We start from the raw sequence: 25,162 nt of genomic DNA, 5'->3' as shown, positions 1-25,162 counted from the left end.
CGCCGCCGCGCGCCGTCGTCGTTCAGTCGTCGAGGTCGACGTCGTCTAAGATTCCCTCGGTCGCCTCCTTGCTGTCGGCGCCGAACGCGCAGTCGACGAGGATGTGCCCGCCGAGCGTCGACGGCGAGATCACCTGATCGGCGCCGGCGCGGCGGAGCTTGTCGACGTTCTCCCGCTGGGTCACCGCCGCGACGATCCGCACGTCCGGGTTGAGCTGACGGGCGGTGAGGATGGCGAGCGCGTCGCGCGCGTCGTCTTCGGTCGCGGCGACGACCGCGCGGGCGCCGTCGAGGTTCACCCGTTCGAGCGGATCGACGTCGCTGGGGTCTGCCGTGAACACCGGGATGTCGCGCTCCGCGAGCCGCCTCGCGGCGGTCTCGTCGGGCGTCACCACCGCGTAGTCGACGCCGTCGCGGGCGGCGAGCTCTTCGAGTATCGGTTCCGTCAGGTCCCCGTAGCCTAAAACGAGGACGTGGTCGTCGAGGAGGTCGATCTGTCTGTCGGTCATTTTTCCGAGCGCCTTGGAGAGCTGCGCCTCGATGGCGGGCGTGAGGAGGACCCCGAGCGCCACCGCGAAGGCGGCGACGTTCATCACGAGCGAGGAGAGCACGAACAGCTGCGCGATGTCGGCGGCGGCGCCGGGTTGGGGGTAGACGTCGCCGTAGCCGACGGTCGAGGCCGTGACGACGGTGAAGTAGAACGCGTCGACGATGGTCTCCACGTTGGTGAACCGGTCGCGTAGCGCGTACGTCCCGACCGTTCCGTACGAGACGGCGGTCACGAGCGCCGCGCCGGCGGCGAGCTGGGTCGGCGACGGCGAGAACTGCCTGTCGAACCGACGACGGTTGTAGACCAGCGCGGGCACCGAGAGGACTGACAGCGCCACGAGCGGGAACGACAGCACCGACGCCTGCATCAGCCCCTGAAGCGCGGTCAGCGGGAGCAGGATCGCCGTGGAGTACCAGCCGACGCGGTAGCCGTTCTTCAGCGCGAAGCCGCTCCCGAGCATCGAAAAGCCCGTGATCGTCCCCGTGAAGCCGACGGTCTGGCGGACGAAGTCGGGGACCAGCGGGGCGAGCGGGCCGGAGACCCCCAGCCCGCCGATCTGGGCGAGCCCGGCGAGGATCGACAGCACCGCGACCGCGAACGTCAGGAGGATCGACGCTCGGACGGTCACCCAGTCCCGGGTCAGCTCCATATCCCCGCGTCGCCGAGACCGGACTTAAGCCCCGCGAGGCGCACGTGGCGGTGAATCGTCGCGTCGTCGGACCCCCGCGCCGACACACGTTTAACCGCGCCGCCGGTTGGGGGGCGTATGTCGCTGCCCGTCGAGATCGTCTTCGGCGTCTACCTCGGCGTCATCACCGGGATCGTTCCCGCGCTGGTGGCCGGAGTCCTCGGGTTCGTGTTCAAGTACGTCACCGACGTGACTATTCCCGGGCTCGGGGTCGTCGTGTTGTCGCTCGCGATCGCCGGCGTCAACGGCGGGCTGCTCGCGCTCAACGACGAGACGATCCGGTCGTCGGAGCGCGCGCCGGCGATCCTCACGGCGATCGTCGTGGTGCTGATGCTCTCGATGTACGCCCACGCGCAGGGGGACCGGCTCGGCGCTACCGTCCCCAAGCGGATCTCGCTCAAACAGCTCCGCGACCGGACGCTCTCGACCGACGTGATCGAGCTCGTCGGGGGCCGCGGGCGGGTCTCCGTCGAGGTGACGGGGGAGGTGAACGACATGGAGGGGTACCCGTCGCTACCGGCCGACACGCGCCGAGCGATCGTCGACGGCGACTGGACGTTCCCGGCCGACCTCCCGCTCGCGGAGCTCGAAGCCCGGCTCGCAGAACGGCTCCGGACCGAACTCGACCTGGCGGACGTGGCGGTCCGGATCGACGAGCAGGCGCGGGCGACCGTCTCCGCCGCGCCGCCGGCCGGAGCGCTCTCGAAACGGGTGCCCGACGGGAAGCGCGCGGTGTCGGTGTCGGCGCTCGTGCCGACCGGTATCGCCCGCGGCGACGTGGTCCGGGTGATCACTCCGGACGCCGACGTCGAGGGGGCGGTCCTCGCCGCGCGATCGAGCGGGAAGCCGGAACCGGGGGCCGCCGCGACGCCGGAACCCGCTCCCACCGCGGGCGACGACCCGGACGCGGACGACGACCTCCGGGCCGACGGCGGCGAGGCCGCCGTCTCCTCCCCGCCGGCCGCGACCGCGCCCACGACGACCGGCGGTGAGGGGCGAGTGACGCTCGCCGTCGACCGCTCGCAGGCGACGGCGCTCCTCGGCGTCGACCGCGGGCGCGTGCTGGTGCTGTCGCGAGGCACTCGCCGCGAGTACGAGCTCACGGCCCTGCTGCGGCGGGCCGGGAAGCGGTTCTGGAAGGTGTCTGTCGTCGACGGCGGGCCGCTCGACGGCCACACCATCGGCGAGGCCGAGGTCCGCGAGGCGTACGACGTGGCCGTCCTCGCGGCCCGTCACGAGTCGTGGACGATCGCGCCGAGCGGATCGCAGTCGCTGTCGGCGGGCGACGCCCTGTTCGTCGTCGGGAGCCGCGACGCCCTCGACCGGTTCACGGAGGCGGCGGCGTGACGCTCGCGCTCGCCGCCGCCGCGGACGCGGTCGTCGCGGGGGTCGACCTCGGCACCGCCGCCTCCCCTCTCGCCGCCTCCCCTCTCGCCGCCTCCCCTCTCGTCGCTTCCCCCCTCGCCGCCTCCCCTCTCGCCGCCTCCCCTCTCGCCGCCTCCCCTCTCGCCGCCGCGGTCGACGTCGGCTTCGCACGCCCTCGACAGGCGGCGGTCACCCTCGTCACGTTCGCGGTCGTCGCCGCTCTCGTCGCGGGGGGCGCGGCGCTGGCCTACCGCTGGTACTTCCGCGCGGAGATACCCGAGGGAGTGACCGGTCTGATCGGCGTCTCCGTCGTCGCGTTGTACCTCAACACGACATCGCTTGGGTCGGTCGCGGTCGGCGACAACCCCGCCCTCCTAGCGCCCGAGAGCGTGTTCTTCAACCTCGTCTCGCTCGGCGTCGCGGCGGTGACGGCCCCCGTCGGCCGGTACGCGGGCGACCGGCTCGCGGTCGACGTGTTCGCGCTCTCCGGGGCCAAGCAGCTCGAAGGGGAGCTGAGCGGCATCGTGCGCGCGGTGGGGCGGTTCACGGCGGTGACGCTCCCGCCGGCGGACGACATCGCCGACATGGACACGTACGACCCGGTTTCCCCGGAAAAGAAGGCGGAAATCGCCGAGACGACCCTGCTCTTCCCGCGAAAGCTGTCGGCGGCGGAACTCCGCGAGCGGCTCGTCGCCCGGCTCAAAGCCGAGTACGGCGTCGGCTACGTCGACGTCGACCTCGACGCGGACGGGTCGGTCGAGTACTTCGCGGTCGGCTCTCGCGCCGCCGGGCTCGGTCCGACGCTCGCGCCGGGTTCGGCGGCGGTCGCGGTGGCGGCCGACCCCCCGAACAACGCCACCGCCGGCGACACGGTCCAGCTGTGGCGCGACGGTCCGGAGCCGAAGCGCGTCGCGACGGGCGAACTGCGGGGGGTCGCCGGCGACGCCGTCACCGTCGCGCTCGACGAGTCGGACGCCGAACCGCTGACGGACGAGGGCGACTACCGGCTCGTGACGCTGCCCGCGGAGCCGCGGGCGGACCGGGAGTTCGCCTCGCTGCTGCGGAACGCGGACGAGACGATGGCCTCCGTCACCGTCGGGGCGGGGAGCGACCTCGACGGCAGCACCGTCGGCGAGGTCGGGGCCGTCGTCGCCGCGGTCCGTCCGGCCGACGAGTCGGTCAGACCGATCCCGCCGCGCGCCTACGCCTTCCGCGCCGGCGACCTCGTGTACCTTGTCGGCCGCCCGGACGCGATCCGTCGGTTCGAGACGGCCGCAACGGCGACCGCCGGGAGTACCGGGACCGAGGGCGCGGACCCGGCGACCTCCGCGGACGGACCCGTCGGGGACTCCCGCGACGCCGACGTCGCCGCCGACTCCGACGGGACGCAACGCTCTTGAGTCGCCCGCGCGGGGATCCGCGTATGGAGTGGAAGCTGTTCGCCGACCTCGCGGAGATCGCGGGCGACCGCGCGGTGACGGTCGACGCGGAGCCGGGCGACACGGTCGGCGACGCGCTCGACGCGCTGCTGGACGCGCACCCCGACCTCCGGGACCGCGTTATCGAGGACGAGACGGTCGCCGACCACATCAACGTCCTCCGGAACGGGCGCAGCGTCCGCCACGACGAGGGGTTCGACGCGACGCTCGAAGCGGGCGACGAACTGGCGCTGTTCCCGCCCGTGAGCGGCGGGACCGTCGGGCGGTAGACCGGTCGTTTCAAACGCACGCCGCCCCCATCGGGAGCCATGACCGACAGCGACGAGGGGACGCGAGGCGAGACCGGGGACGCGGGCGACGACCACGCCGCGGACGCCCACGGCGACCACGGCCCGCACCGCGAGGAGTTCCACGAGGACCCGATGGGTCACACCCGCGCGACCGCCGGGATGACGGTGAGCGAACTCGTCGACGGCTACGGCGACGCGGGGATCGGCGCCGCCGCGGTCAACGAGGCGGGAGACGTGCTCGCGGAGATGTTCGCGAACGAGGACTGTACCGTGTTCTGCTCGCTCGCTGGCGCGATGGTCCCCGCCGGCATGCGCCGGATCGTCGCCGACCTCATCCGGGACGGCTACGTCGACGCCCTCGTGACCACCGGGGCGAACCTCACCCACGACGCCATCGAGGCCATCGGCGGGAAACACCACCACGGCCGGACCCACGATCCGGAGAAGAGCGCCCGCGAACACGACGAGGGGCTCCGCGACGAGGAGGTCGACCGCATCTACAACGTCTACCTTCCCCAAGAGCACTTCGCCGAATTCGAGGGGCACCTCCGCGAGGAGGTGTTCCCGGCGCTGGAGGCCGACCGCGGCGCCGACGCCGAGGGCGGCGGCGAGAGCGACGGACCGAGGGACGGCGCGGTCTCGATCGCTGACCTCACGCGCGAACTCGGCCGCGCGAACGCCGCGGTCAACGAGCGCGAGGCGATCTCGGAGGGGCCGGGCGTCGCGGCCGCCGCCTACGAGTGCGACGTGCCGATCTACTGCCCCGCGGTTCAAGACTCCGTCCTGGGGCTTCAGGCGTGGATGTACGCCCAGACCGCGGAGTTCACGCTCGACGCGCTCGCGGACATGACCGAACTGACGGACCTCGCGTTCGACGCCGACGACGCCGGCTGTCTGCTCGTCGGCGGCGGCGTCCCGAAGAACTTCACGCTCCAGACGATGCTCGTCACGCCGCGTGCCTACGACTACGCCGTCCAGATCACGATGGACCCGGAGGCGACCGGCGGGCTCTCCGGCGCGAGCCTCGACGAGGCGCGCTCGTGGGGGAAACTGGAGAAGGACGCGCGCAACGCCTCGGTCTACGGCGACGCGACGGTGATGCTCCCGATGCTCGTCGCCGCCGCCCGCGAGCGCGTGGAGTAGGAGCGCGAGCGCAATTCTGACCGCGTCATTGATTATAAATCGATCCGCGGTGGCGCGTGCCGGTGAGCGGCCGACAGGCCGCGAACCGCACGCGCGAGGTCGTCGGGCTTCGCCCGACTGCCAGAGGCGCGTCGCGCCTCGCTGTCGCCGGCGCGACGCGCCGGCTGCCAGCGGGACCTTCGGTCCCTCGCTGGAGTCGGCCGACCGGAGCGAAGCGGAGGGAGGCCGACGAGGCTGGGGAGGCGTGAGGTGCGGTTGCGGTGCTGTGCGGGGCGGGACGCAAAGGGGCAGTCACCGGCGGCAGAGCCGCCGGTTGCCCATGGCGCGTAGCGCCACGCTGTCGCGAGGGCGAAGGCGCGCGACGCAAGGACCGCAGGCGCGAACGGAGTGAGCGCCGAGGACCGCAGCGAGCGCACCGAGCTCTCGCGACTGGGGCTTTGGCGGTGCCCGTCACCGGCGATCGGTTTCCCTATCCAACTAAGCGGTCGAAAACGTCCACCACGTCGGAGCCGAGTTATCCTCGCGTGTCCAGATCCATCGCCTCGGCGAGCAGCGCGTGCGACTCCAGGGCGGCCTCGTGGTCGGGAACCGTGTGCTGGATCATCACCTCGTCGACGCCGACCCGGTCGGCCAGCTGCTCCAACAGCCCCGAAATCGTCTCCGGGCTCCCGGAGATCGACCGCGGCCACTCGTCGTCGTCCAGCGTCGCGGGCGTCGGCTCGGGCGCGCCGCCGAGCTCGTCGACCGCCTCCGCGACGGTCGGCGTCTCGTCGCCCAGTTCCCCCCGTTTCATCCGGCGGAACGTCGCCTCCGCGGGGGCGCGCCGCCGGGCCGCGGCCTCGTCCGTCTCCGCCGCGACCGCGTTGACCGCCACCAGCCCCCGCGGCTCGTCCAGCCCCCCGAGCCCGCCCTCGGGGTCGAACGCCTCGCGGTAGGCCGCGAACGCGCGCTCGGCGAAGCCGGGGCGGATGAAGCCGGCGAAGCAGTAGCGGAGCCCCAGTTCGCCGGCGATCTCCCCGCTCGCCGGGCTCGACCCCAGTACCCACGGGACGGCCGGCCCCGAATCCGAGCCCGGCACCGAGAGGTCGGCGTACGCGTGGTCCTCGGGATAGGCGTCCCGGAGGTGGTTCACCACGGCGGTGATCCGCTCGCGGTGGTCCTCGTTCGGGCTCTCGACGCGCCGGTCGGTGCCGAGCGCGCGGTCCGAGGCGGGCGAGCCGTTCGCTCGGCCCATCCCGAGGTCGACGCGGCCGGGCGCCAGCCCGTCGAGGACGCCGAACGACTCGGCCACGTTGAACGGGCTGTAGTGGTTCAGGAGGACGGCGCCCGAGCCGATCCGGATCGAGTCGGTCGCGCCCGCGAGCCGCCCGAGCAGCACCTCGGGCGTGGTGCCCGCGAGGCGGTCGCCCATTCCGTGGTGTTCGGCGACCCAGAACCGTTCGTAGCCCAGCCGCTCGGCCTGTTTCGCGGCGTCGACCGTGTTCGCGAACGCGTCCGCCGCGGTGCCGCCGCGGGGGACCGGCGAGAGGTCGACGACTGAGAGGTCCATGTCCGCGGTCGGCGACGGTCGCGGGAAACGGTTTGGGTGCCGGCGGCGTCGTGGCGGACCGCAACTGGATCCGGTGCGGTGGCGCGTGCCTGCGAGGCCGCCCCGCGGCCGAGCGGCACGCGCGAGGGACGCGGTGAGCGCTCGAAGAGCGCGAACCGCGAGGCTGGGGAGGCGTGAGGTGCGGTTGCGGTGCTGGCGGGGCGGGAATCAAAGGGGCAGCCGCGAGGGCGAACCACGGCGACGCAAGCACCGCAAGGAGCGAGCAGCGCGAGCGACTGAGGGGCGCAGCGAGCCGCGCGAGTCCTCGCGGCTGGCGCTTTGGAGGCGGCCGCCGCCTCGTCGCCGACTAGTACCCGACTACCAGACGCGCAGCTGCGCGAGTAAAAGCGAGAAGAAACCGGAGAGACCGCGTCGTCAGTTGTCGCCCGTCTTCGACTGCCAGGCGTAGTCGCGCCGGGAGGCGGACTCGCCGAAGCCGCACGAGGAGCAGCGCTCCTTCTTGACGTGGTAGGACTTCTCGCCGCAGCGGCGGCACTTCACGTGGACCGTCTTGTTCTTCTTTCCCTGAGAGGGCGTACCTGCGCCGGTCATGCTTTGATGGTGACGACGTTATCGCCGCGTATAATCGTTGTGTCTTCGATCGCGACCGCGAACTCGCCGTCGAGGTCGTCGTCGACGCGGTCGTCCACGTCGGACTCGGGCTCGATAACGACGTTCATGTGCTGGTCGTAGCCGCCGAGGACGCCGTAGTAGGTCGTGCCGTCCTTCAGGTGTACCGTCACGGGCTCCTCGAGCGACGCTTCGAGCACGTCGAGGGGTCGTCCACTCATTGTCCGTACCGCGGCACCTCGCGGTAATAAAAATACCGGGACGCGGGCCTCGAGGCCCGTCGGTTCGACGCGAGTCGGTCGCCACGCCCCCCGGTCACTCCAGCCGCTCCCGCACGAACTCGGCCGCCGCCGGGACGGCGCTCGCGTACAGGTCGACGTACGCCAGCTCCGCCTGCGTCCGCCGCACCGAGCCATACCCCTGCTCGATCCGGTCGTCGACGTACTCGACCGCCTCCAGCCCGGGCCGGACGAGCCGCGTCGCCAGCGGATCGCTCGTCTCGACCGCTTCGCGCACGGCCGATTTCGCTCGTTCCGCGGCCGATCGCACGGCGGTCTCCGACGGGACCTCGCGGTGCTGTCCGTCGCGGATCTCGTCGACGGCTCCTCGCAGCGCCTCGATCGCGGCCAGCGCGACGCCGGCCTCCACCACGGCGGTGGCGTGGTCGCCGGCGTCGGCCGCCCGCTCGACGTCCTCGACCGCCCGCTCGACGCGTCCGTCGATCGCGGTGTACAGCTCCTGTGCGACCGTCCCGCTCAGGTCCCCGTCGCCGGGCGCCTCCTCGCCCCCGACGCGCTCGCGGACGGTCGCCCGCGTCCGGATCACAGACCCTCTCAGCTCGTCGGCGGCCGCGACCAGCGACGCCCACCGCGGCGACGGCTCGTCGCGCTCGTTCAGGAACGCCTGGCGGAAGGAACCGGCGTCGGTCACGGCCGCTCGCGCGCGCTCGACGCGAGCGACCGCTTCGCCGGCTCGGAACGGCTCCGCGATCGGGTCGGCGGGGTACGTCACGCGAGGTTCGACGTATCTCGCGCACTCCGAGAGCAGCGACTCGACCGGCTCGTACGCCAGCACCGCCTCCGCGGTCGATCCGGCCCGGTACGCCAGGTCGGTCGCGAGCGTCCCGCGGTCGTCCCGGACCGCCCGGCGCCGAGCTGCCAGGGCGGGGGCGTCGTCGCTCCCGGTGGCCGCCCGGTACTCCCCCCGGACGGCCGCAGCGTCCTCTCGCCGCCGTCGCCAGGCTGCGAGGGTATCGACCGGCCAGCCGTCGGGAATTTCGGCGTTCGCGCGCCGGAGCGCGCGTTCGCGGTCGCCGCCGATCGCGGACGCGACCGCGGCGTTGGGGAGGTTCGGTTCGGCCGGGACCTCGGCGAGCATCTCGCGCGTCCGCGTCTCGTGGGTCTCCGCGAGCGATTCCGGGACGGTCACGGGGAACGGCGACGCCGGCCAGTCGACGGATCCGACGACGTCCGACGGAAGCGACGCCGGGACCTCGTCACGCGCTCCGTCGTCGGTGAACGGGAGCCCCGAACACCCGCCGATCGCCGCCGCGCCAGCGGTCGCGACACCGGCGAGGAACCGACGGCGCGAGCTCGACCGTCCCGTCATGCGTCGTCACCGGATTCGGACGCGGTCGACGCGTTGAACACGGTCGGCGGTTCCCCTCGCCGGCAGGACCCCCTCATGCCGCTGCCGCTCCCGGTCGAGCGCTCGGCGGCGACCGGGAGCCGGATCGCGAACCCGACGGTGTGGACCTCGTCGCCCTCGCACTCGACGTCCGCCGGACGGTACGTCTGACAGAAGTTCGCGTGGGGGTGGAGGTCGCCGTCCGCGAGCTCGTCCGGCTCGACGGAGACGGACCGGAACCGGACCTCCCGACAGGCCCGCACCGGCATCGCGAGGAGGTACGCCGACGCCGACTCGAAGTCGGTCGCGGCGAGGAACGACCGGAGCCGCTCGCCCGGGTCCGTCTCGGCGAACGTGAGCTCCGCGAGGTCCTCGTCGGCGACCAACACCCGGCGTGCGCTGCGGCGCTGGAACGCGCGCTCGTCGGCCGAGAGCGACGGGAGTTCGCCGTCCGACGCGACCAGCGCGCGGCCGTCCTCGTCGCGCGCCTTCGCGAGCTCGTAGCCGTCGATCGGTCGGTCGCTTCTGCTCGGATAGCTGTTCGACGCGGAGTCGCTGCCGGCGCAGCCGGCCAGGGCGGCGAGCCCGGACGCGGCCGCGAGGAGGGCGCGGCGGCGGGGAACGTCTGGCATCGTCGACGATCCGACCGAAAGCGTGAAACGCTTTGTGGGTCCCGTCGCGCCCGCTGGCCCCGGCTCCGACGCGAACCGCGGCCGCGCGACCGAACCCGGGAGTTTTTAACGTGGGCGGGAGTACGCCGAGGTACCACACTCCCGCGGGACACGGTGAGTCGCGACGACTCGGCCGTAGCGGGGCCTCAACGACGCACGGTACGACGCAGCGCTGACGGCTCCTTGCGGGGTTTCAGTGAACGACGCCGATCACGGCGTTCGACACGCACACACCATGGAAATAGAAATTGCGACACTCGGCGGTTACGAAGAGGTCGGTCGACAGATGACGGCGGTCCGCGCGGGCGACGACATCGTCATCTTCGACATGGGCCTGAACCTCAGTAAGGTCCTCATCCACGACAACGTGGAGACCGAGAGCATGCACAGCCTCGACCTGATCGACATGGGCGCCATCCCGGACGACCGGGTCATGAGCGAACTCGAGGGCGACGTTCAGGCGATCGTCCCCACCCACGGCCACCTCGACCACATCGCGGGGATCCCGAAGCTCGCCCACCGCTACGACGCGCCGATCGTCTCCGCGCCGTACACGATCGAGTTAGTCCGCCAGCAGATCGAAGACGAGGGGAAGTTCCAGGTCGACAACGACCTCGTGAAGATGAAGCCGGGCGCCTCGATGGCGATCGGCGACTCCGAGCAGGTCGAGATGGAGTTCGTCAACGTCACCCACTCGATCATCGACGCGATCAACCCGGTCCTCCACACGCCCGAGGGGGCCATCGTCTACGGCCTCGACAAGCGCCTGGACCACGACCCCGTCATCGGCGACCCGATCGACATGGAGCGGTTCCGCGAGATCGGCCGCCAGGACGAGGGCGTCCTCGCGTACGTCGAGGACTGTACGAACGCGGGCCGCAAGGGCCGCACGCCCTCGGAGTCGTACGCGAAGAAGCACGTCGAGGACACGTTCAAATCGATGGAGGATTACACGGGCGGCATCGTCGCCACCACGTTCTCCTCCCACATCGCCCGCGTGAAGACCCTCGTCGAGTACGCCCGCGAGATCGGCCGCCAGCCGGTCCTCCTCGGGCGCTCGATGGAGAAGTACTCCGGCACGGCCGAGCGGCTCGACTTCGTCGACTTCCAGGGCGACGTCGGCATGTACGGCCACCGGAAGTCGGTCGACCGCGCGTTCAAGCGGATCATGAAGGAGGGGAAGGGGAACTTCCTCCCGATCGTCACGGGCCACCAGGGCGAGCCGCGCGCGATGCTCACCCGTATGGGCCGCGGCGAGACCCCGTACGAAATCGACGACGGCGACAAGGTCGTCTTCAGCGCGAGCGTCATCCCGGAGCCCACCAACGAGGGCCAGCGCTACCAGTCCGAACAGCTGCTCCGGATGCAGGGCGCGCGCCTCTACGACGACATCCACGTCTCCGGCCACCTCCGCGAGGAGGGCCACTACGAGATGCTCGACGCGCTCCAGCCCCAGCACCTCATCCCCGGCCACCAGACGCTGAAGGGCCGCTCGCCGTACGTCGACCTCGCGAAGTCCCAGGGGTACAAGCTCGGACGCGACGTCCACGTCACGCAGAACGGGAGCGTCATCCAGCTCGTCGAATGACGAGCGAGACGAAGGAGGCGCGGGTGCTCGACGCCATCCGCGAGCGGCGTGATCTCGTCAACGCCGCTATCGACGAGGAGCTGCCGGTACAGGAGCCAGAGCGGCTGTACGAGGCGACCCGGTACATCCTCGAAGCGGGCGGGAAGCGACTCCGCCCGACGGTGACGACGCTGGCCGCGGAGGCGGTCACCGGCACCGAGCCGTTGGGCGCCGACTTCCGGGCGTTCCCGTCGCTCGACGGCGACGACGTCGACGTGATGCGCGCCGCGGTCGCCATCGAGGTGATCCAGTCGTTCACGCTGATCCACGACGACATCATGGACGAGGACGACCTGCGGCGGGGCGTCCCCGCGGTCCACGAGGCGTACGACGTCTCGACGGCGATCCTCGCCGGCGACACCCTCTACTCGAAGGCGTTCGAGTTCATGACCGAAACGGGTGCGGACCCGCAGAACGGGCTCGAAGCGATGCGGATGCTCGCGTCGACCTGTACGGAAATCTGCGAGGGGCAGGCGCTCGACGTCTCCTTCGAGAGTCGCGACGACATCCTCCCCGAGGAGTACCTAGAGATGGTCGAGCTGAAGACCGCGGTGCTGTACGGCGCGTCGGCGGCGACGCCGGCGCTGCTGCTCGGCGCCGACGAGGAGGTGGTCGACGCGCTCTACCGGTACGGGATCGACTCCGGGCGCGCGTTTCAGATCCAAGACGACGTGCTCGACCTGACGGTCCCCTCGGAGGAGCTCGGCAAGCAGCGCGGCTCCGACCTCGTGGAGGGGAAAGAGACGCTCATCACTCTCCACGCCCGTCAGCAGGGGATCGACGTCGACGGGCTCGTCGAGGCCGACACGCCCGCGGAGGTGACCGAGGCGGCCATCGAGGAGGCGGTGGCGACCTTGGCGGAGGCCGGATCCATCGAGTACGCCCGCGAGACGGCCGAGGACCTCACCGCGCGGTCGAAAGGACACCTCGAAGTACTCCCCGAGAGCGGCTCTCGGAGCCTGCTCGAAGACTTGGCGGACTACCTCATCGTCCGCGGCTACTGATCGGTTGGGTCGCTGAGCGGTCGGGTCGCCGGACAAGCCGGTCACGATTCAAGTGCCGGCGGTTCGGGCCGCGACGGACACGGCTTTACCCGCGGCCCGCGTTCGGCCGACCGTGTCACGGTACCGAGACGCCGCGCTGTTTTTCACGCTCGCTCTGCTGTGGGGCGGCTCCTTCGTCGCCATCGAGGTCGGCCTCGCCTACTACCCGCCGGTGTTGTACGCCGCGTATCGCTTCTACGTGGCCGCGCTCGCGCTGATCTCGTACGTCCTGCTCACGCAGGAGGACCCGTTCCCGCGGACCCGCGGGGACCTCGCCGCGATCGGGTTCAGCGGCGGGCTCTCGGTGGCCGCGAACAACTCCCTGCTGTTCGTCGGCCAGCAGTACACGACGAGCGGCATCGCCTCGATCACCTACAGCCTCGTCCCCATCGCGACCGCGGCGGTCGCGACCCTGTGGATCGGCGGCGCGGACCTCGACGCGCGCGGCGCGGTCGGTGTCGTCCTCGCGTTCCTCGGCGTGGGGCTCGTCGCGCAGCCGGACCCCGCGACCCTCGGCGGCGGCGTCGCGGTCGGCGTCGGGCTGATAGCGATCGGCGTGGTCGCCGTCGCGGTCGGCAGCGTCGGCCTCCGGACCGTCGAGACCTCGTTCTCCAGCGTCGCGCTCACCGGGTGGGCGATGGGGTTCGGCGCGCTCGCGATCCACGCGCTCAGCCTCGGTATCGGCGAGAGCCAGCGGCTCCCGTCGACGGTGCCGCGCGCGCTCCTCGCGCTGGCGTTCCTCGGACTCTGCTCGTCGGCGGTGGCGTACACCATCTACTTCACGCTGCTCGACCGGCTCGGTCCCTTCGAGATCAACCTCGTCTCGTACGTCGTTCCGATCGTCGCGACCGTCGCGGGCGCCCTGCTGCTCGCCGAGCCGGTGACGCCGTTCACCGTCGCCGGCTTCGTCGTCATCGTCCTCGGATTCGGCCTGCTGAAGCGCCGCGAGATCGCCTCGGCGGCGGCCGGGATCCGGTTCCCGGGGTGAAAGAGAAGCGTCGCGGCCGCAGCGCGTCGAGTTAGCCGTGTCGAGCCGCACGGGCCGCACCGGATCGCATCGCGCTCCGCGGGGCCGCGGAGCGCTACGCGGTCGCGTTCCCGGACGGATCGGTCGGTTCGGGCGTCGGCGTCGCCCCGCCGGGCGGGACCGCTCCGCCGGGCGGGACTGCCCCGCCCGGTCCGGTCGGCGGCCCGAACGACACGTCGGGGTTCTCGCCCGTCACGAGGAAGTCCGCGACGTTGCCGATCAGGACCCCGTTGTCGGCGCGACCGGCGTTCTCCGGTTCGAGGAAGCTCGAGTCCCCGACCACCGCGAGCGAGTCGCTTCTGACCGCGACGCCGTAGGAACCGGCCTCCCGAGTCGTCGACAGCCGGGACGTCTCCGCGGTGGCGAGCGACGCCGACCCGTCGGCGACACCGACGGGCGCGGCGCCGCGGAGGACGACGCGTTCGACGCCCTCCGTCAGCGCCCCCGGCCCGGTCGGCTCGACGAGCACGCTGAGGTAGTTCGCGTCGTTGTTCACCATGTCGTACACGTAGCCCGCCTCGCCGTAGACGCCGAACGGCGAGCCGAAGTCGGTGAGCGCGCCGGCGCCGCCCGGATCGCTCGCCACGAGCGTCCGGCCGCCGGCCTCGACGAACGACTCCACCGCGTCGGCGTCGGGCCCCGACAGCGCGCCGGGGTTCGTGGTGACGAACGCGTCAGCGTCCGAGAGTATCGTCGAGAGTCGCTGGCGGCTCGTGACTCCGCCGTAGAACCGGACCTCGTGGCCGCTCTCGACGAGCGCCGCGGTGAGCGGCGCGACGCCTCGTCGGACCCCGCCGAGCGTTCCGATGTCCGCCTCCGCGGGCCGATCGGCGTCTTCGATCGGCAGGATCGACGTGCCCCCGCCGAGCCCGGCCGTTCCGCCGCCGAGGTGGACGACGACCGTGTTCGACGGCTCGTCGCTCTCCATCTCGACCGTGCCGCCCTCGCTGACCGTCTCCGGTTCGACCGCGTCCAGCTGCCAGTGTTCGCTCGCGACCGGCTCCGTCTCGGGCGGCGCGTCGTCGAGGACGACGCCCCCGACGGCGGCGGCGCCGACGACCGCGAGGAAGACCAGCGCGAACGCGCCGACCGTCGTTCGCAGGTCGACGCTCATACGCCGTCACCTCCGTTCGCCGCGGCCGCCGCACCGATTCTTTCGGTCGCCGCGGCCGAGCTGTTGCCGGTCGCGGTCGCTTCGTCCCCGACCGCCGCGTCGCCGGTCGTCGTCCTCGCGTCCGCCGCGTCGCCGGCCGCGGGCAGCCGCCCGGTGTAGCTCGTCATCACGATGTCGTCGCCGACGGTCTCGTCCCACGCCTCCGGTGCGACCGCGAGGATGAGCCCGTCACCGAGCTCGTCGTTCGCCCCGTCGGCGACGACGACCGTGCCGTCGTCGCGCCGTAGCAGCGACAACCCGCCGGGGATGCGGCTCTCGGTGCGGCGGGTGTCGACCGCGTAGTCGTCGAGCCCCGCTTCGGCGGCGGCGTCAGCGACCGCCCCGTCGACGAAACCGAACCGGTCTGCGAAGCCGTTCGCGACCGCCTCGGTGCCGAGGTACGCGTCGGCGTGCGCGATCGCCTCGCGGTCGAGTTCGATCTCGTCGCCGCGCTGTTCGATCACGTTCGCGATGAAGAGGTTCGCGAGCGTCTGTCTGCGCTCGCGTTGCGTGTCCGGGTCGCTGCCGGCCTTGTCCGGGCCGGTCGTCCCCGCGTTCGGCCCGCTCGGAGCCGGCGCGGTGCCGGCGACCCCGACGCTGCCGACCGCCTGGGCGGAGGGCGCGACGTAGATCCGGTCGGCGGGCGAGATGGCGAGGTACGCGCCGGACGCGCCGAGCGTGTCGACGGCGGCGTACACCGGCATCACCGACGCGGTGCGGTCGACCGCGGCGTACATCCGCTCGCTCTGCGCGGGCAGGCCGCCCCCGCTGTTGACCTCGAGGACGACCGCCTCGATCGACTCGTTCGTGCGGGCGTCCCGCAGGTTGTCCTCGACGTGTTGGGCCGTCCCCGAGTCGATGGTGCCGTCGATCTCGATCACGGCGACGGTCCCGTCCGGCCCGGTCACGGCGCCGTACACGCCGGGCGCGACGAGCAGCCCCGCGGCCACCGCGAGCGCCGCGGCGATCCCGACCGCGTGTCGGGTCTCGATCCGGTCGAGCGGTGACGCGGGCGGATCGGCCGCGGTCGGTCGGTCGGTCGCCGGCGTCGAGCGCGTGGCGGTCGGTCGGTTGCCCGTCGCATCCGCGTCGTCCGTCGCATCCGCGTCGCCCGTCGCATCCGCGTCGTCCGTCGGTTCGTCAGGCATCTTCGAAGGCCCGTCTTCGGAGCTCATCGATTCGTCCTCGTTCGATACCGCTGTCGTGGCGTGGTGTGTTGTCGCGTCGTCATCGTGGGTTCGCCCGCGCGTCGGTCACCGCTCGATACGTCCGCATCGCTTTCGGGGTCGGCGCCCCCGCGGTCGACGGCGTCGCTCACGCGTCGGCCACCTCGATCGGATCGCCGACGGTCCCCCCGAACAGCGAGGCGTGAGCGGCGAAGAGGTCGCCGTCGGCCGCGGCGTCGACGATCACGGTCCGCCCGTGTCGCGTGACGGTCGCGTCCGAAAGCGAGGCGTCGCCCTCCCGCGCGGCCCGCGCGACCGCCTCGGCCGTCTCCCTGTCGAGTCGTCGGGGGTCCGCGACCGCGCCGTACCGCAGCGCGACGCTCGGTTCATCGGGGTCTTCGTCCCCGTCTGTGCGTCCCTCCGCGGACTCTCCGCCGACCACCCGGAGCGACGCCCCCACCGCGCCCGCCGCGTCGACCGCGGTGCGGAGTTCGTCGGGGCCGTCGGCGAGCAGGCTCAGCAGGCGGTCGCGAGCGTCCGGCCCGAGGTCGACGCACACCGTCGCGTCGCCGCCGAGCAGCGAGGGGAGCGGCCCGTAGCTCGCGGTCGCGCCCGCTCGTCGCCGCGGTCCGCCGTCGATTCCGGCGTCGCGGTGCGTCGCGGCGACGGCGGGGGTCGGACCGTACGCGCCCACGAGTTCCCCGCGCCTCACGGCCACGGCTGCCCCGAGGCCTCGCGTCCGAAACCGGACGAATCCGGAACCGTCGTCCGCCTCGCGAACGACCTCTGGATCCCCGTCGAGCTCCGCGACGAGCGCGGCCGCGTCGACGTCGCCCACGGCGACCGCGCACCCTTCCGGGCCGTGCGCGGTGAGCGCGGCGCCGCCGGTCGCCTCCCGCAGCTCACCGAGAGAGACGCTCTCGTATCGGTCGAGGAGTCGACGGACCCGGCTCCCGACGCCGCTCGGGAGGCCGGTCGCCGCCAGGACCGCCGGATCGATCCGACCGGTCGCGACGGTGTCGACAGCGGCTGACGCGACCGCGGCCGGGTCGTAGGTCCCGGCGGCGACCGCCGAGCGCGGCGCGTCGGCCCCCGCGCCGGTGCGGTCGCTCGTCGGGTCTCGGTCGGTCGCTCCGCCGTCGCTCGGTCCGCCGCCGATCGCGGCCGGTTCGACCCCGAGGGTCGCGTCGGGCGGCGGCCGGCCGACCAGCGCGTCGATCGGGTTCCCGACTCCCAGCCCGGCCGTGACGAGCGCCGCTAGGCGCTTCGCGAACGTTCGCTTGGAGGGCATCGTTTCGTCTGCTTCGTGACAGGTAATAATAGTACCGGACAGCGGCAGTCGGCGGTCGGTCCGTCGTCGGTCGTCGCTCAGTTCCGGTCGTCGCTCAGTCGTCGAGCGCGCGGACGTCGTCGAGTATCTCGACGGCGTGGTCCTCCGGAGAGGCTCCCTCGTACGCGAGGACGACCGTGCCATCGCCGTCGAGGACGTACGTGTTCCGGAACACGCCGTCGAAGGTGTTCCCGAACATCCGCTTTTCGCCGTAGGAGTCGTACGCGCTCGACACCGTTCCGTCGGGGTCCGAGAGCAGAGTGAAGGGGAGGTCGTACTCCGCGGCGAACGGCTCGAGATCGTCGACGGGGTCGTCGCTGATCCCGACGACGGCGACGTCGGCGTCCTCGAACGCGTCCCACTCGTCGCGGAAGCCACACGCCTCGGCGGTACAGCCGGGCGTGTCGGCGCGCGGGTAGAAGTACACCACCGTGTGGCTGGCCGCGGTCGGGTCGACGGTGACCGTCTCGCCGCGGTGGTCGGTGAGCGTGATCTCGGGTGCGGAGTCGCCCGGCTCGAGCATACGGATCGACGCCCCTCGAACGGGTTAGGCGATTCGGTCCATTTTTACCGGATACCCGCATCCTACCCGTATCGATGACGTGGCAACCGACGCCGTACACGGCCCCGTTGCTCGTCGCGGCCGTCGCGTCGTTCGGATTCGCCGCGTACGGGGTCGCCAACCGCTCGCGAGGCGGTCGCGCCCTCCTGTGGAGCTTCGTCGGCGTCGCGAGCGCCGGCGGCGTCTGGTCGCTGGCGTACGCGGCGCAGCTGTCGGCGACCTCGCTCGGCGCCACGCTGTCCGTCAACCGATTCGTCTGGCTCGGCGCCGCCGGGCTGGCGGTCGCGTGGCCCGCCTTCGTGCTGTCGTACGTCGACCGGGCCGCGTGGCTCGGTCGCCGCCGCTTCGCGCTCTTCTGGGTCGTCCCCGTCGCGGTCGCGGTCGCCGTCTGGACGGTCGGCGTCGACCCGCTGTTCTACGCCGACCCGGCGCTCGTCGACGCCGGCGGCTACCGCGTCGTCGAGTACGAGCCGACGCCGGCGCTGCTCGCGTTCGTCGGCTACACCTACGCGGTCAACCTGTTCACCTTCGCCGTCCTCGGCTACGCCGCGGTCTCCAGGGACGGCGTGTTCCGCCGGCAGGCCGCCGTCCTCTTCGTCGCCGGCGTCGCGCCGCTGGCGCTCGGAGCGGCCGGCACCGCGGGAGTCGTCGGTCCGGAAAACGGGTTCGTCGACTTCACGCCGGTCGCGTTCAGCGGGACCTCGGCGCTCCTGGCGTGGGTCGTGTTCCGGTACCGGCTGCTCGACATCTCGCCGATCGCCCGCGACGCGGTGTTCGCGAACCTCTCCGACGCCGTCGTCGTCTGCGACGCCGACGGCCGGGTGGTCGATCGAAACGACCCGGCGTCGGCGCTGTTCCCCGACGTCGAACTCGGCGCCGGGGCCGAGGAGGCGTTCGACGACCTCCCCGCGGTCGCCGAGGCGGCCACCGGCGAGGCGTCGGACGACGAGTTCCGCGTGACGCTTCCCGGGGACGATGCGCCGCGGTTCCTGACGGTCGACGTTCACGACATCACCGGGCCGGGGACGGTCCGCGGCGGGACGGTCCTCCTGTTCCGCGACGTCACCGAGCGGGAGACGCTCCAGCGGCGCTACCGCGCGCTCATCGAGAAGTCCCCGAACGTGATCGCCGTCTGCGGCGACGACGGCCTGCTCCGATACGTGAGTCCGTCGATAGCGCGGTTGCTCGGTCACGAAACGAGCGAGGTGGAGGGACGCCCGGTCATCGACTTCGTCCATCCGGAGGATCGGCGCGAGGCGCAAAAGGCGTTCGAGCGCGCGTTCGAGGACGCCGAGCCGCAGTCGCTCACGCACCGAATCGCCCACGACGACGGCAGTTGGCGACGGTTCGAGACGGTGATCGAACGGCTGTTCGCGGACGGCAGCGAGGTCGTCATCACCGCGACCGACGTCACGGAGACGAGGCGGTACGAACAGCGGCTTCAGGTGTTGAACCGCGTGCTTCGACACGATCTCAAAAACGACACCAACGTCATCGGCGGGTACGCGGACCTCCTGCGCGACCACGTCGACGAGGAGGGCGACCCGTACCTCGACATCATCGACCGGAAGGTCAAGACGCTGACCCACCTCAGCGATCAGGCCCGCGAGATCGACGTCGCGCTCCACAGCGACGCGGGGCGGACCGATATCGACCTGGCCGCGCTCGTCGACCGCCTCTGCGACTCGCTGGCGTCGTCGTTCCCTCGGGCGACGGTGACGGTGTCCGTCCCCGACTCCGCGGTCGTCTCGGCGGACGAACTGCTGGAGTCGGCCGTCCGGAACGTGTTGGAGAACGCCGTCGTCCACAACGACGGCGACGACCCGCACGTGGAGGCGACGGTCGTCGCCGACGGCGACCGCTTCCGGATCGACGTGGCCGACGACGGGCCGGGGATCCCGCCGATCGAGCAGACGGTGTTCTCGGAGGCCCGCGAGACCGCGCTCGAACACGCGAGCGGACTCGGCCTCTGGCTCGTCCACTGGATCGTCACGGAGTCCGGCGGCGACCTCGAGTTCGACACCCGCGAGCCGACCGGGACGGTAGTTCGGATCTGGCTCCCGCGAGCGAACGGCGAAAACGGATAACCGGGCTACGCGTGGACGCGCACGACGTGCCCGCCGCAGCCGCACTGCTCGACGTACTCCCAGTCGACGTCGCCGCCGAGTTCCGCGTCGAGCGCCTCGAAGAGGTACTCCTCGGGGTGGCCGTGGTCGCCGTGGGTGACGAGGTTGACGCGGTTGCCCGCGGCCGTGTGTTCGACCGCCTCGATCGCCTGCCGGACGAGTAAGTCGCGGTCCTCGGCGTGTTCGGGCCCCTCGAGGTTCGCGGACCACGAGTTCTCGTGGACGTGGTCGGTCACCGGGTCCGCGCCGTGTTCGTGGTCGTGGTCAGCGGGTGTACTCGACATATACGACGGTAGGAGGCCCGGCCCCGTAGGCCTTCGAGCGAACATGTTCGATCGGAACCCCGGCGTTCGAGCGCGGTCCCCGAACGTCTTCGGGAGGAACTATACGCCGGCGTGGCCCGGCGATCGGTCACGTGAGCGCCGACCCATTCGACGACGCCGACGAGCGTCTGGACGCCCGCGAGATAGACGGCGAACCGTTCGGCGACATCATGGCCGCGCTCGACGGCCTCGACGACGGCGAGTCGCTCTGTCTGGTGAACAGCTTCGAGCCGGCCCCGCTGTACGGCGTGTTAGAAGAGCGCGGCTTCGCCCACGAGACGGCGAACCCGGCCGACGACGAGTGGTACGTCGAGATCACGCCCGCCTGATCGGAGGTGCGGTCGACCGCCCTCCGCAACCTCTTTGCGCGCGCTCGTCGAATCCGGGTCTATGAGTCACGGACCCCTAGACGAGGGCGCGGTCGAGAGCTACCGCGAGGCCGGCGCGGTGTTGGTCGAGGCGATGAACGAGGCGCGCGAGATGGTCGAACCGGGACGGACCCACCTCGAGGTCGCGGAGTGGACGGAGGACTTCGTTCGCGAGCAGGGGGCCGGCCTCGCCTTCCCGGTGAACGTCAGCGTCGACCCGGAGGCGTCGCACGCGACGCCCGGCCGCGACGACGAGACGGAGTTCGGCCGGGAGATGGTGTGTCTCGACGTGGGCGTCCACGTCGACGGGTACATCGCCGACGCCGCGGTGACGGTCGACCACAGCGGGGCCCCGGAGCTCGTCGAGGCCGCCGAGATGGCGCTGGAGGCCGCGCTCGACGAGGCCGCCCCGGGCGTCGAGGTCGGCGTCGTCGGGCGGGCGATCGAGGACGTGATCCGCGGGTACGGCTACACGCCCGTCCTCAACCTCTCCGGCCACGGCGTCGAGCGCTACGACGCCCACACCGGCCCCACGGTGCCGAACCGGGGGGTCGACCGCTCCGTCGAGCTGGAGCCCGGGCAGGCGGTCGCGATCGAGCCGTTCGCCACCGACGGCCGCGGGAAGGTCGGCGAGGGGACCGACGAGGAGATCTTCGAACAGCAGGGCTCAGCGAGCGTGCGCGACCGGCGGGCGCGACAGGCGCTCGAGGAGATCGAGGGGTTCGACGACCTCCCGTTCGCGGCGCGGTGGCTGGAGACCGACCGCGCGGAGATGGCGCTCCGTCGCCTGAAACAGGCGAACGCGATCAAGGGGTACCCCGTGCTGAAGGAGGACGACGACGCCTTGGTGAGCCAGGCGGAACACACCCTGCTGGTCACCGAGGACGGCGTCGAGGTGACGACCGCGGGCATCCACGGCTTCGACGACTGATGGATCGGATCTTCGCGCCGTGGCGGATCGAGTGGGTCGAGCGCGACGCCGACCCGATCGACGGCTGCCCGTTCTGCGTCCTGCCCGAGCGCGAGGACGCCCGCGAGGCCCGGATCGTCGCCCGCAGCGAGCGCAACTACGTCCTCTTGAACAACGCGCCGTACAACCCCGGTCACGCGATGGTGGTCCCGGACGCACACGTCGAGGATCCGACCGACCTCGACGACGCCACCCTGCTCGACCACACGAAGCTGAAGGCGGCGACGCTCGCCGCGCTGCGCCGCGACCTGGACCCGGACGGCGTCAACACCGGCCAGAACCTCGGCGGCGACGCCGCCGGCGGCTCGATCGATCACCTCCACACGCACGTCGTCCCGCGGTGGAGCGGCGACACGAACTTCATGCCCGTCACCGGCGACACGAAGGTGATTGTGGAGGCGATAGAGCGCACCTACGACCACCTCCACGCGGGGTTCGCGGCCGACGAGAACGCAGTCGACTCGGGGGACGCCGACGGGGGCGACGCGGTCGAACTCGCGTTCGACGTCTGAGTCGACGGCGTCGATTACTTATAAACAAGCGGTGCGGTGGCGTCGCCGGCGGCTCTGCCGCCGGCTGTAAGAGGCGCGTCGCGCCTCCCTGCGTGCCTGCGAGCGGCCGGAGCGAAGCGGAGGCCGCGAGGAGCACGCGCGACGAGGCTGGGGAGGTGTGAGGTGCGGGGCGGTGCTGTGCGGGGCGGGACTCAAAGGGGCAGTCGCGAGCAGGCCGTAGGCGACGCAGGCACCGCAGCGAAGGAACGGGGTGACTGAGCGAGGAGCACAGCGAGCGTACGGCCTGCTCGCGACTGGGGCTTTGGCGGTGGTCACGGTCGATCTACTGTCGATTATCTATAAGTAAACGACCGTGGCTCTTGAGGTATTCACCGCGGCGTCGTCGATCACCTATCTCGGATCGCCGGATCCGACTCGGTTCCCGTCACCCCTCGGTACTTATTAGTACACCAGCTCGCCCGAAATGAACTTCCGGGTGCGCTCGTCTTCGGGGTCCTCGAAGATCTTCTCCGTCGCCCCCATCTCCGTGATCCCGTCGTCGAGCAGCACCGCGACGCGGTCCGCGACCCGCTCGGCCTGGTGCATGTCGTGGGTCGCCACGACGACGCCGATGTCCCTGTCTCTCGCCTCTCCGATCGCCCCCTCGATGACGGCGGTGTTCCGCGGGTCGAGGTCCGAGGTGGGCTCGTCGAGGAGCAGGGCGTCGGGGTCGTACGCCAGCGCGCGGGCGAACGACACGCGCTGAGCCTCGCCCCCCGACAGCGAGTCGGCGGGCTGATCGGTCTTGTCGGCCAGCCCCACGACCTCCAGGGACTCTTGGACCGCGTCGGCGGCGCCGTTCAGTCGGAGCATCGAGGCGATCCGGTCGCCCCACGAGCGCCGGACGCGGAGCCCGTACTCGACGTTGCGGGCGACCGTCCCGTCGAAGAGGCTCGCCTCCTGGAACACCATCCCGACGCGGCGGCGCAGCGCGAGCCGCTCGGCCTCGTCGACCGCCCACGCGTCGGTCCCGTCGAGCGTCACGGTCCCCTCGTCCGGCTCCAGAGACAGGGCGAGCGTCCGGAGCAGCGTGGTCTTCCCGACGCCCGAGGGGCCGATGATCCCGACGACTTCGCCGGCGTCGACGTCGAGCGAGAGGTCGCGGAACACGGTCTCGTCGCCGTACGACTGCGACACGTCCGTCGCGCGGAGCATTAGTCCGTCACCTCCGGGCGCATCAGCTCACCACCCCGCGACACATCAGCTCACCACCCCGCGACACATCAGCTCACCACCCCGCGACACATCAGCTCACCACCCCGCGACACATCAGCCCGCCACCCCGCGGTCACCGAAGCGGACGACGACGGCGTTGACGGTCAACACGAGCGCGACCAGCACGACGCCCAGCACCATGGCGGTCTCGTACTGCCCCTGTCGCGCTTCGAGCTGGATCGCGGTGGTCAGCGTGCGCGTCTTCGAGATGCCGCTCGCGCTCGTGATGTTCCCGCCGACGATGAGGACGGAGCCGACCTCGCTGATCGCGCGGCCGAACCCGGCGAGCACCGCGGTCGCGATCCCGTACCGGGCCTCCTTGATCACGACCAGCGCCACGTCGATTCGCGTCCCGCCGAGGACGCGAGCCGCGTCACGGACCCCGTCGTCGACGCCGCTCACGGCCGCGAGGCTGATCGCGGTGATCGGCGGCGTCGCGAGGACGAACTGCGACATGATCATCGCCTCGCGGGTGAAGATGAGGTCGAACGTGCCGAGCGGTCCCTGGTTGGAGACCGCGAACAGCACGACTAGCCCGACGACCACGCTGGGGAACCCCATCCCGGTGTTGACGACCGACTTCACGAACCCCTTTCCCGGGAACTCCGTGAGCCCGATCGCGACGGCGGCCGGCACGCTCACGAGCGTGCTCAGCGCCACCGCGGAGAGGCTCACGTACAGCGAGACGACGACGATGCTCCCGACGTAGCCGTCCCTGAACGAGACGCCGAGCAGCGCCGGGATCAGCGGGACCGTCGACTCGACCGGCACGGCTACGCGTCGTCGCCCTCGCTACTCCAGCCTTCCGGAACGTACTGCTGGAAGTCCGGATCCTCGGAGACCGCCCGCGGGAAGAACAGCTGCTCGCCGTTCACTCGGTACTCCGAGATGGCGTTCTGGACGGCGGGACTGGTGATCCAGCCGATATACGCCATCGCGAGGTCGTAGTTGGCGTTCTCGTGGACGCCGGGGTTGACCGCCATGACCCCGTACGGGTTCGCGAGGATCTCCGGGCCGCCCTCGATCGGTCCCTGAACGAGGATCGTGAGGTCGATCTCGGAGCGCTGCGAGATGAAGGTGCCGCGGTCCGAGAGGGTGTACGCGCCCTGTTGGTTCGCGATGTTGAGCGCCTCGCCCATCCCCGTGCCGGTCTCCTGGTACCAGTCGCCGCCCGGCTCCGTGCCGGCCGCCTCCCAGAGGTTCAGCTCCTTCGTGTGCGTGCCGGAGTTGTCGCCCCGCGAGACGAACGTCGCCTGCGCTTCGGCGATGGCGGTGAGCGCGTCCGTCGCGGAGCTCATCCCCCGGATCCCCGCCGGATCGCTCTCGGGCCCGACGATCACGAAGTCGTTGAACATCAGGTCGCGGCGGTTGATCCCGTACCCGTTCCGCATGAACTCGTCTTCGAGTCCGCGAGCGTGGACCATCACCACGTCGGAATCGCCGTTGCGCGCCGTCTCGAGGGCCGCACCCGTTCCCTGTGCGACCGCGTCGACGGTCACGCCGTACATCTCCTGAAAGTCCGTGTGGATCGCGTCGAGCAGTCCCGTGTCGTAGGTGCTGGTCGTCGTCGTGAGTGTCAGCGTCTCGCCGGCGACGCCGATCGACTCGCCGCCGCTCCCGCTTCCGTTCCCCCCGTCACCGCCGTCCGTCGACGAGCAGCCGGCCGTGCTCGCGATCGCTCCGGCACCCAGCGCCGCCACGAACCGCCTTCGTTGTATCGGCATAGAGACAACGATAGGTCGATGCCACATATAAGTTCCGTGCCACGGCTA

26 protein-coding genes are annotated in these 25,162 nt (G+C 71.5%); 11 read left to right on the top strand and 15 right to left on the bottom strand.

What is annotated here, in order from left to right; all coding sequences use genetic code 11:
* Window positions 1-22: 22 nt before the first annotated feature.
* On the bottom strand, window positions 23-1,198 hold the full coding sequence (locus EXE45_RS01935; RefSeq protein ID WP_092920129.1) for an NAD-binding protein: 1,176 nt from the start codon (window positions 1,196-1,198) through the stop codon (window positions 23-25).
* 117 nt (window positions 1,199-1,315) lie between these two features.
* Here EXE45_RS01935 and EXE45_RS01930 point away from each other — a divergent pair, with 117 nt between their 5' ends.
* Genes EXE45_RS01930 through EXE45_RS01915 form a run of 4 tightly spaced genes read left to right on the top strand, consistent with a single transcriptional unit; the run spans window position 1,316 to window position 5,474 of the window.
* Entirely contained in the window at window positions 1,316-2,584 is a 1,269-nt protein-coding gene (locus EXE45_RS01930) for a potassium channel family protein (protein ID WP_137693379.1), read from the top strand.
* Complete coding sequence (locus tag EXE45_RS01925) at window positions 2,581-4,002, top strand: cation:proton antiporter regulatory subunit (protein WP_137693378.1); 1,422 nt, start codon at window positions 2,581-2,583, stop codon at window positions 4,000-4,002. The genes EXE45_RS01930 and EXE45_RS01925 overlap by 4 nt, the downstream gene beginning before the upstream one ends.
* A gap of 23 nt (window positions 4,003-4,025) precedes the next feature.
* On the top strand, window positions 4,026-4,310 hold the full coding sequence (locus EXE45_RS01920) for a ubiquitin-like small modifier protein 1 (RefSeq protein ID WP_137693377.1): 285 nt from the start codon (window positions 4,026-4,028) through the stop codon (window positions 4,308-4,310).
* 39 nt (window positions 4,311-4,349) lie between these two features.
* Entirely contained in the window at window positions 4,350-5,474 is a 1,125-nt protein-coding gene (locus tag EXE45_RS01915; RefSeq protein ID WP_137693376.1) for a deoxyhypusine synthase, read from the top strand.
* Between the two features lie 514 nt (window positions 5,475-5,988).
* Here the strand turns inward: EXE45_RS01915 and EXE45_RS01910 are convergent.
* From EXE45_RS01910 to EXE45_RS01890, 5 genes are all read right to left on the bottom strand, one after another.
* The gene (locus tag EXE45_RS01910; RefSeq protein WP_137693375.1) at window positions 5,989-7,023 is read right to left on the bottom strand and encodes an LLM class flavin-dependent oxidoreductase; all 1,035 of its coding nucleotides are present in this window, start codon (window positions 7,021-7,023) and stop codon (window positions 5,989-5,991) included.
* A 414-nt stretch (window positions 7,024-7,437) separates the two neighbouring features.
* Window positions 7,438-7,614 carry a 50S ribosomal protein L37e gene (locus tag EXE45_RS01905; RefSeq protein ID WP_006112801.1) on the bottom strand — a complete coding sequence of 59 codons (177 nt, stop codon included), beginning with the start codon at window positions 7,612-7,614 and terminating at the stop codon, window positions 7,438-7,440.
* Entirely contained in the window at window positions 7,611-7,853 is a 243-nt protein-coding gene (locus tag EXE45_RS01900) for an LSM domain-containing protein (protein ID WP_092920135.1), read from the bottom strand. The genes EXE45_RS01905 and EXE45_RS01900 overlap by 4 nt, the downstream gene beginning before the upstream one ends.
* Window positions 7,854-7,947: 94 nt before the next feature.
* Complete coding sequence (locus EXE45_RS01895) at window positions 7,948-9,240, bottom strand: hypothetical protein (protein ID WP_137693374.1); 1,293 nt, start codon at window positions 9,238-9,240, stop codon at window positions 7,948-7,950.
* Window positions 9,237-9,890 (bottom strand): hypothetical protein, encoded by a 654-nt coding sequence (locus tag EXE45_RS01890; RefSeq protein ID WP_137693373.1) that lies wholly within the window; start codon window positions 9,888-9,890, stop codon window positions 9,237-9,239. The genes EXE45_RS01895 and EXE45_RS01890 overlap by 4 nt, the downstream gene beginning before the upstream one ends.
* Window positions 9,891-10,164: 274 nt before the next feature.
* On the opposite strand from EXE45_RS01890, the gene EXE45_RS01885 reads away from it, so the two are divergent.
* The 3 genes from EXE45_RS01885 to EXE45_RS01875 all read left to right on the top strand — a co-directional run bounded on the left by EXE45_RS01885 (window position 10,165) and on the right by EXE45_RS01875 (window position 13,587).
* The gene (locus EXE45_RS01885; RefSeq protein WP_092920482.1) at window positions 10,165-11,517 is read left to right on the top strand and encodes a ribonuclease J; all 1,353 of its coding nucleotides are present in this window, start codon (window positions 10,165-10,167) and stop codon (window positions 11,515-11,517) included.
* Entirely contained in the window at window positions 11,514-12,560 is a 1,047-nt protein-coding gene (idsA3, locus tag EXE45_RS01880) for a geranylfarnesyl diphosphate synthase (protein ID WP_137693372.1), read from the top strand. Before EXE45_RS01885 ends, idsA3 begins: the two co-directional genes overlap by 4 nt.
* Window positions 12,561-12,672: 112 nt before the next feature.
* On the top strand, window positions 12,673-13,587 hold the full coding sequence (locus tag EXE45_RS01875; protein WP_092920139.1) for a DMT family transporter: 915 nt from the start codon (window positions 12,673-12,675) through the stop codon (window positions 13,585-13,587).
* 94 nt (window positions 13,588-13,681) lie between these two features.
* On the opposite strand, the gene EXE45_RS01870 is transcribed toward EXE45_RS01875, so the two are convergent.
* The 5 genes from EXE45_RS01870 to EXE45_RS01855 all read right to left on the bottom strand — a co-directional run bounded on the left by EXE45_RS01870 (window position 13,682) and on the right by EXE45_RS01855 (window position 17,798).
* The gene (locus EXE45_RS01870) at window positions 13,682-14,740 is read right to left on the bottom strand and encodes a hypothetical protein (RefSeq protein WP_137693371.1); all 1,059 of its coding nucleotides are present in this window, start codon (window positions 14,738-14,740) and stop codon (window positions 13,682-13,684) included.
* Window positions 14,737-15,954: a S49 family peptidase gene (locus tag EXE45_RS01865; RefSeq protein ID WP_137693370.1), complete on the bottom strand. Its 1,218-nt coding sequence runs from the start codon at window positions 15,952-15,954 to the stop codon at window positions 14,737-14,739. Before EXE45_RS01865 ends, EXE45_RS01870 begins: the two co-directional genes overlap by 4 nt.
* On the bottom strand, window positions 15,951-16,097 hold the full coding sequence (locus EXE45_RS19560) for a hypothetical protein (protein ID WP_158294249.1): 147 nt from the start codon (window positions 16,095-16,097) through the stop codon (window positions 15,951-15,953). The genes EXE45_RS01865 and EXE45_RS19560 overlap by 4 nt, the downstream gene beginning before the upstream one ends.
* Window positions 16,094-17,236 (bottom strand): hypothetical protein, encoded by a 1,143-nt coding sequence (locus tag EXE45_RS01860; protein ID WP_137693369.1) that lies wholly within the window; start codon window positions 17,234-17,236, stop codon window positions 16,094-16,096. Before EXE45_RS01860 ends, EXE45_RS19560 begins: the two co-directional genes overlap by 4 nt.
* Window positions 17,237-17,330: 94 nt before the next feature.
* Window positions 17,331-17,798, bottom strand: a complete 468-nt coding sequence (locus EXE45_RS01855; protein WP_137693368.1) for a peroxiredoxin — start codon at window positions 17,796-17,798, stop codon at window positions 17,331-17,333.
* 74 nt (window positions 17,799-17,872) lie between these two features.
* Here EXE45_RS01855 and EXE45_RS01850 point away from each other — a divergent pair, with 74 nt between their 5' ends.
* Window positions 17,873-19,924 (top strand): histidine kinase N-terminal 7TM domain-containing protein, encoded by a 2,052-nt coding sequence (locus EXE45_RS01850; RefSeq protein WP_137693367.1) that lies wholly within the window; start codon window positions 17,873-17,875, stop codon window positions 19,922-19,924.
* Between the two features lie 5 nt (window positions 19,925-19,929).
* Here the strand turns inward: EXE45_RS01850 and EXE45_RS01845 are convergent, their stop codons facing one another.
* Window positions 19,930-20,247, bottom strand: coding sequence for a CGCGG family rSAM-modified RiPP protein (locus EXE45_RS01845; RefSeq protein ID WP_137693366.1), 318 nt, complete (start codon window positions 20,245-20,247; stop codon window positions 19,930-19,932).
* A gap of 131 nt (window positions 20,248-20,378) precedes the next feature.
* Here EXE45_RS01845 and EXE45_RS01840 point away from each other — a divergent pair, with 131 nt between their 5' ends.
* The 3 genes from EXE45_RS01840 to EXE45_RS01830 all read left to right on the top strand — a co-directional run bounded on the left by EXE45_RS01840 (window position 20,379) and on the right by EXE45_RS01830 (window position 22,136).
* Entirely contained in the window at window positions 20,379-20,615 is a 237-nt protein-coding gene (locus tag EXE45_RS01840) for a DUF2249 domain-containing protein (RefSeq protein WP_092920146.1), read from the top strand.
* A gap of 61 nt (window positions 20,616-20,676) precedes the next feature.
* A complete protein-coding gene (gene map, locus EXE45_RS01835) occupies window positions 20,677-21,585 on the top strand; it encodes a type II methionyl aminopeptidase (protein WP_137693365.1) in 909 nt (302 codons plus the stop codon).
* Window positions 21,585-22,136, top strand: a complete 552-nt coding sequence (locus EXE45_RS01830) for an HIT domain-containing protein (protein WP_092920148.1) — start codon at window positions 21,585-21,587, stop codon at window positions 22,134-22,136. Before map ends, EXE45_RS01830 begins: the two co-directional genes overlap by 1 nt.
* Before the next feature lie 441 nt (window positions 22,137-22,577).
* Here the strand turns inward: EXE45_RS01830 and EXE45_RS01825 are convergent, their stop codons facing one another.
* The 3 genes from EXE45_RS01825 to EXE45_RS01815 form a co-directional block, all read right to left on the bottom strand.
* Window positions 22,578-23,330, bottom strand: coding sequence for an amino acid ABC transporter ATP-binding protein (locus EXE45_RS01825; protein WP_137693364.1), 753 nt, complete (start codon window positions 23,328-23,330; stop codon window positions 22,578-22,580).
* 114 nt (window positions 23,331-23,444) lie between these two features.
* A complete protein-coding gene (locus tag EXE45_RS01820) occupies window positions 23,445-24,161 on the bottom strand; it encodes an ABC transporter permease (protein ID WP_092920150.1) in 717 nt (238 codons plus the stop codon).
* A gap of 2 nt (window positions 24,162-24,163) precedes the next feature.
* Window positions 24,164-25,114: a substrate-binding domain-containing protein gene (locus EXE45_RS01815; protein WP_137693363.1), complete on the bottom strand. Its 951-nt coding sequence runs from the start codon at window positions 25,112-25,114 to the stop codon at window positions 24,164-24,166.
* Between the last annotated feature and the right edge of the window lie 48 nt (window positions 25,115-25,162).

Source organism: Halorubrum sp. SP9, from assembly GCF_005435015.1.
Lineage (GTDB): Archaea > Halobacteriota > Halobacteria > Halobacteriales > Haloferacaceae > Halorubrum > Halorubrum sodomense.
The sequence above is the reverse complement of the archived record's forward strand: the minus strand, read 5'-3'. Positions and strand labels throughout refer to the sequence as shown.

What these genes read in the sequence shown, in the direction of transcription:
- EXE45_RS01850 (WP_137693367.1), top strand. Translation starts at nt 17,873, where the DNA reads ATGACGTGGCAACCGACGCCGTACACGGCCCCGTTGCTCGTCGCGGCC.
- map (WP_137693365.1), top strand. Translation starts at nt 20,677, where the DNA reads ATGAGTCACGGACCCCTAGACGAGGGCGCGGTCGAGAGCTACCGCGAG.
- EXE45_RS01930 (WP_137693379.1), top strand. Translation starts at nt 1,316, where the DNA reads ATGTCGCTGCCCGTCGAGATCGTCTTCGGCGTCTACCTCGGCGTCATC.
- idsA3 (WP_137693372.1), top strand. Translation starts at nt 11,514, where the DNA reads ATGACGAGCGAGACGAAGGAGGCGCGGGTGCTCGACGCCATCCGCGAG.
- EXE45_RS01935 (WP_092920129.1), bottom strand. Translation starts at nt 1,198, where the DNA reads ATGGAGCTGACCCGGGACTGGGTGACCGTCCGAGCGTCGATCCTCCTG.
- EXE45_RS01895 (WP_137693374.1), bottom strand. Translation starts at nt 9,240, where the DNA reads ATGACGGGACGGTCGAGCTCGCGCCGTCGGTTCCTCGCCGGTGTCGCG.
- EXE45_RS01890 (WP_137693373.1), bottom strand. Translation starts at nt 9,890, where the DNA reads ATGCCAGACGTTCCCCGCCGCCGCGCCCTCCTCGCGGCCGCGTCCGGG.
- EXE45_RS01830 (WP_092920148.1), top strand. Translation starts at nt 21,585, where the DNA reads ATGGATCGGATCTTCGCGCCGTGGCGGATCGAGTGGGTCGAGCGCGAC.
- EXE45_RS01900 (WP_092920135.1), bottom strand. Translation starts at nt 7,853, where the DNA reads ATGAGTGGACGACCCCTCGACGTGCTCGAAGCGTCGCTCGAGGAGCCC.
- EXE45_RS01915 (WP_137693376.1), top strand. Translation starts at nt 4,350, where the DNA reads ATGACCGACAGCGACGAGGGGACGCGAGGCGAGACCGGGGACGCGGGC.
- EXE45_RS01825 (WP_137693364.1), bottom strand. Translation starts at nt 23,330, where the DNA reads ATGCTCCGCGCGACGGACGTGTCGCAGTCGTACGGCGACGAGACCGTG.
- EXE45_RS01815 (WP_137693363.1), bottom strand. Translation starts at nt 25,114, where the DNA reads ATGCCGATACAACGAAGGCGGTTCGTGGCGGCGCTGGGTGCCGGAGCG.
- EXE45_RS01885 (WP_092920482.1), top strand. Translation starts at nt 10,165, where the DNA reads ATGGAAATAGAAATTGCGACACTCGGCGGTTACGAAGAGGTCGGTCGA.
- EXE45_RS01855 (WP_137693368.1), bottom strand. Translation starts at nt 17,798, where the DNA reads ATGCTCGAGCCGGGCGACTCCGCACCCGAGATCACGCTCACCGACCAC.
- EXE45_RS01845 (WP_137693366.1), bottom strand. Translation starts at nt 20,247, where the DNA reads ATGTCGAGTACACCCGCTGACCACGACCACGAACACGGCGCGGACCCG.
- EXE45_RS01910 (WP_137693375.1), bottom strand. Translation starts at nt 7,023, where the DNA reads ATGGACCTCTCAGTCGTCGACCTCTCGCCGGTCCCCCGCGGCGGCACC.
- EXE45_RS01865 (WP_137693370.1), bottom strand. Translation starts at nt 15,954, where the DNA reads ATGAGCTCCGAAGACGGGCCTTCGAAGATGCCTGACGAACCGACGGAC.
- EXE45_RS01860 (WP_137693369.1), bottom strand. Translation starts at nt 17,236, where the DNA reads ATGCCCTCCAAGCGAACGTTCGCGAAGCGCCTAGCGGCGCTCGTCACG.
- EXE45_RS01920 (WP_137693377.1), top strand. Translation starts at nt 4,026, where the DNA reads ATGGAGTGGAAGCTGTTCGCCGACCTCGCGGAGATCGCGGGCGACCGC.
- EXE45_RS01905 (WP_006112801.1), bottom strand. Translation starts at nt 7,614, where the DNA reads ATGACCGGCGCAGGTACGCCCTCTCAGGGAAAGAAGAACAAGACGGTC.
- EXE45_RS01870 (WP_137693371.1), bottom strand. Translation starts at nt 14,740, where the DNA reads ATGAGCGTCGACCTGCGAACGACGGTCGGCGCGTTCGCGCTGGTCTTC.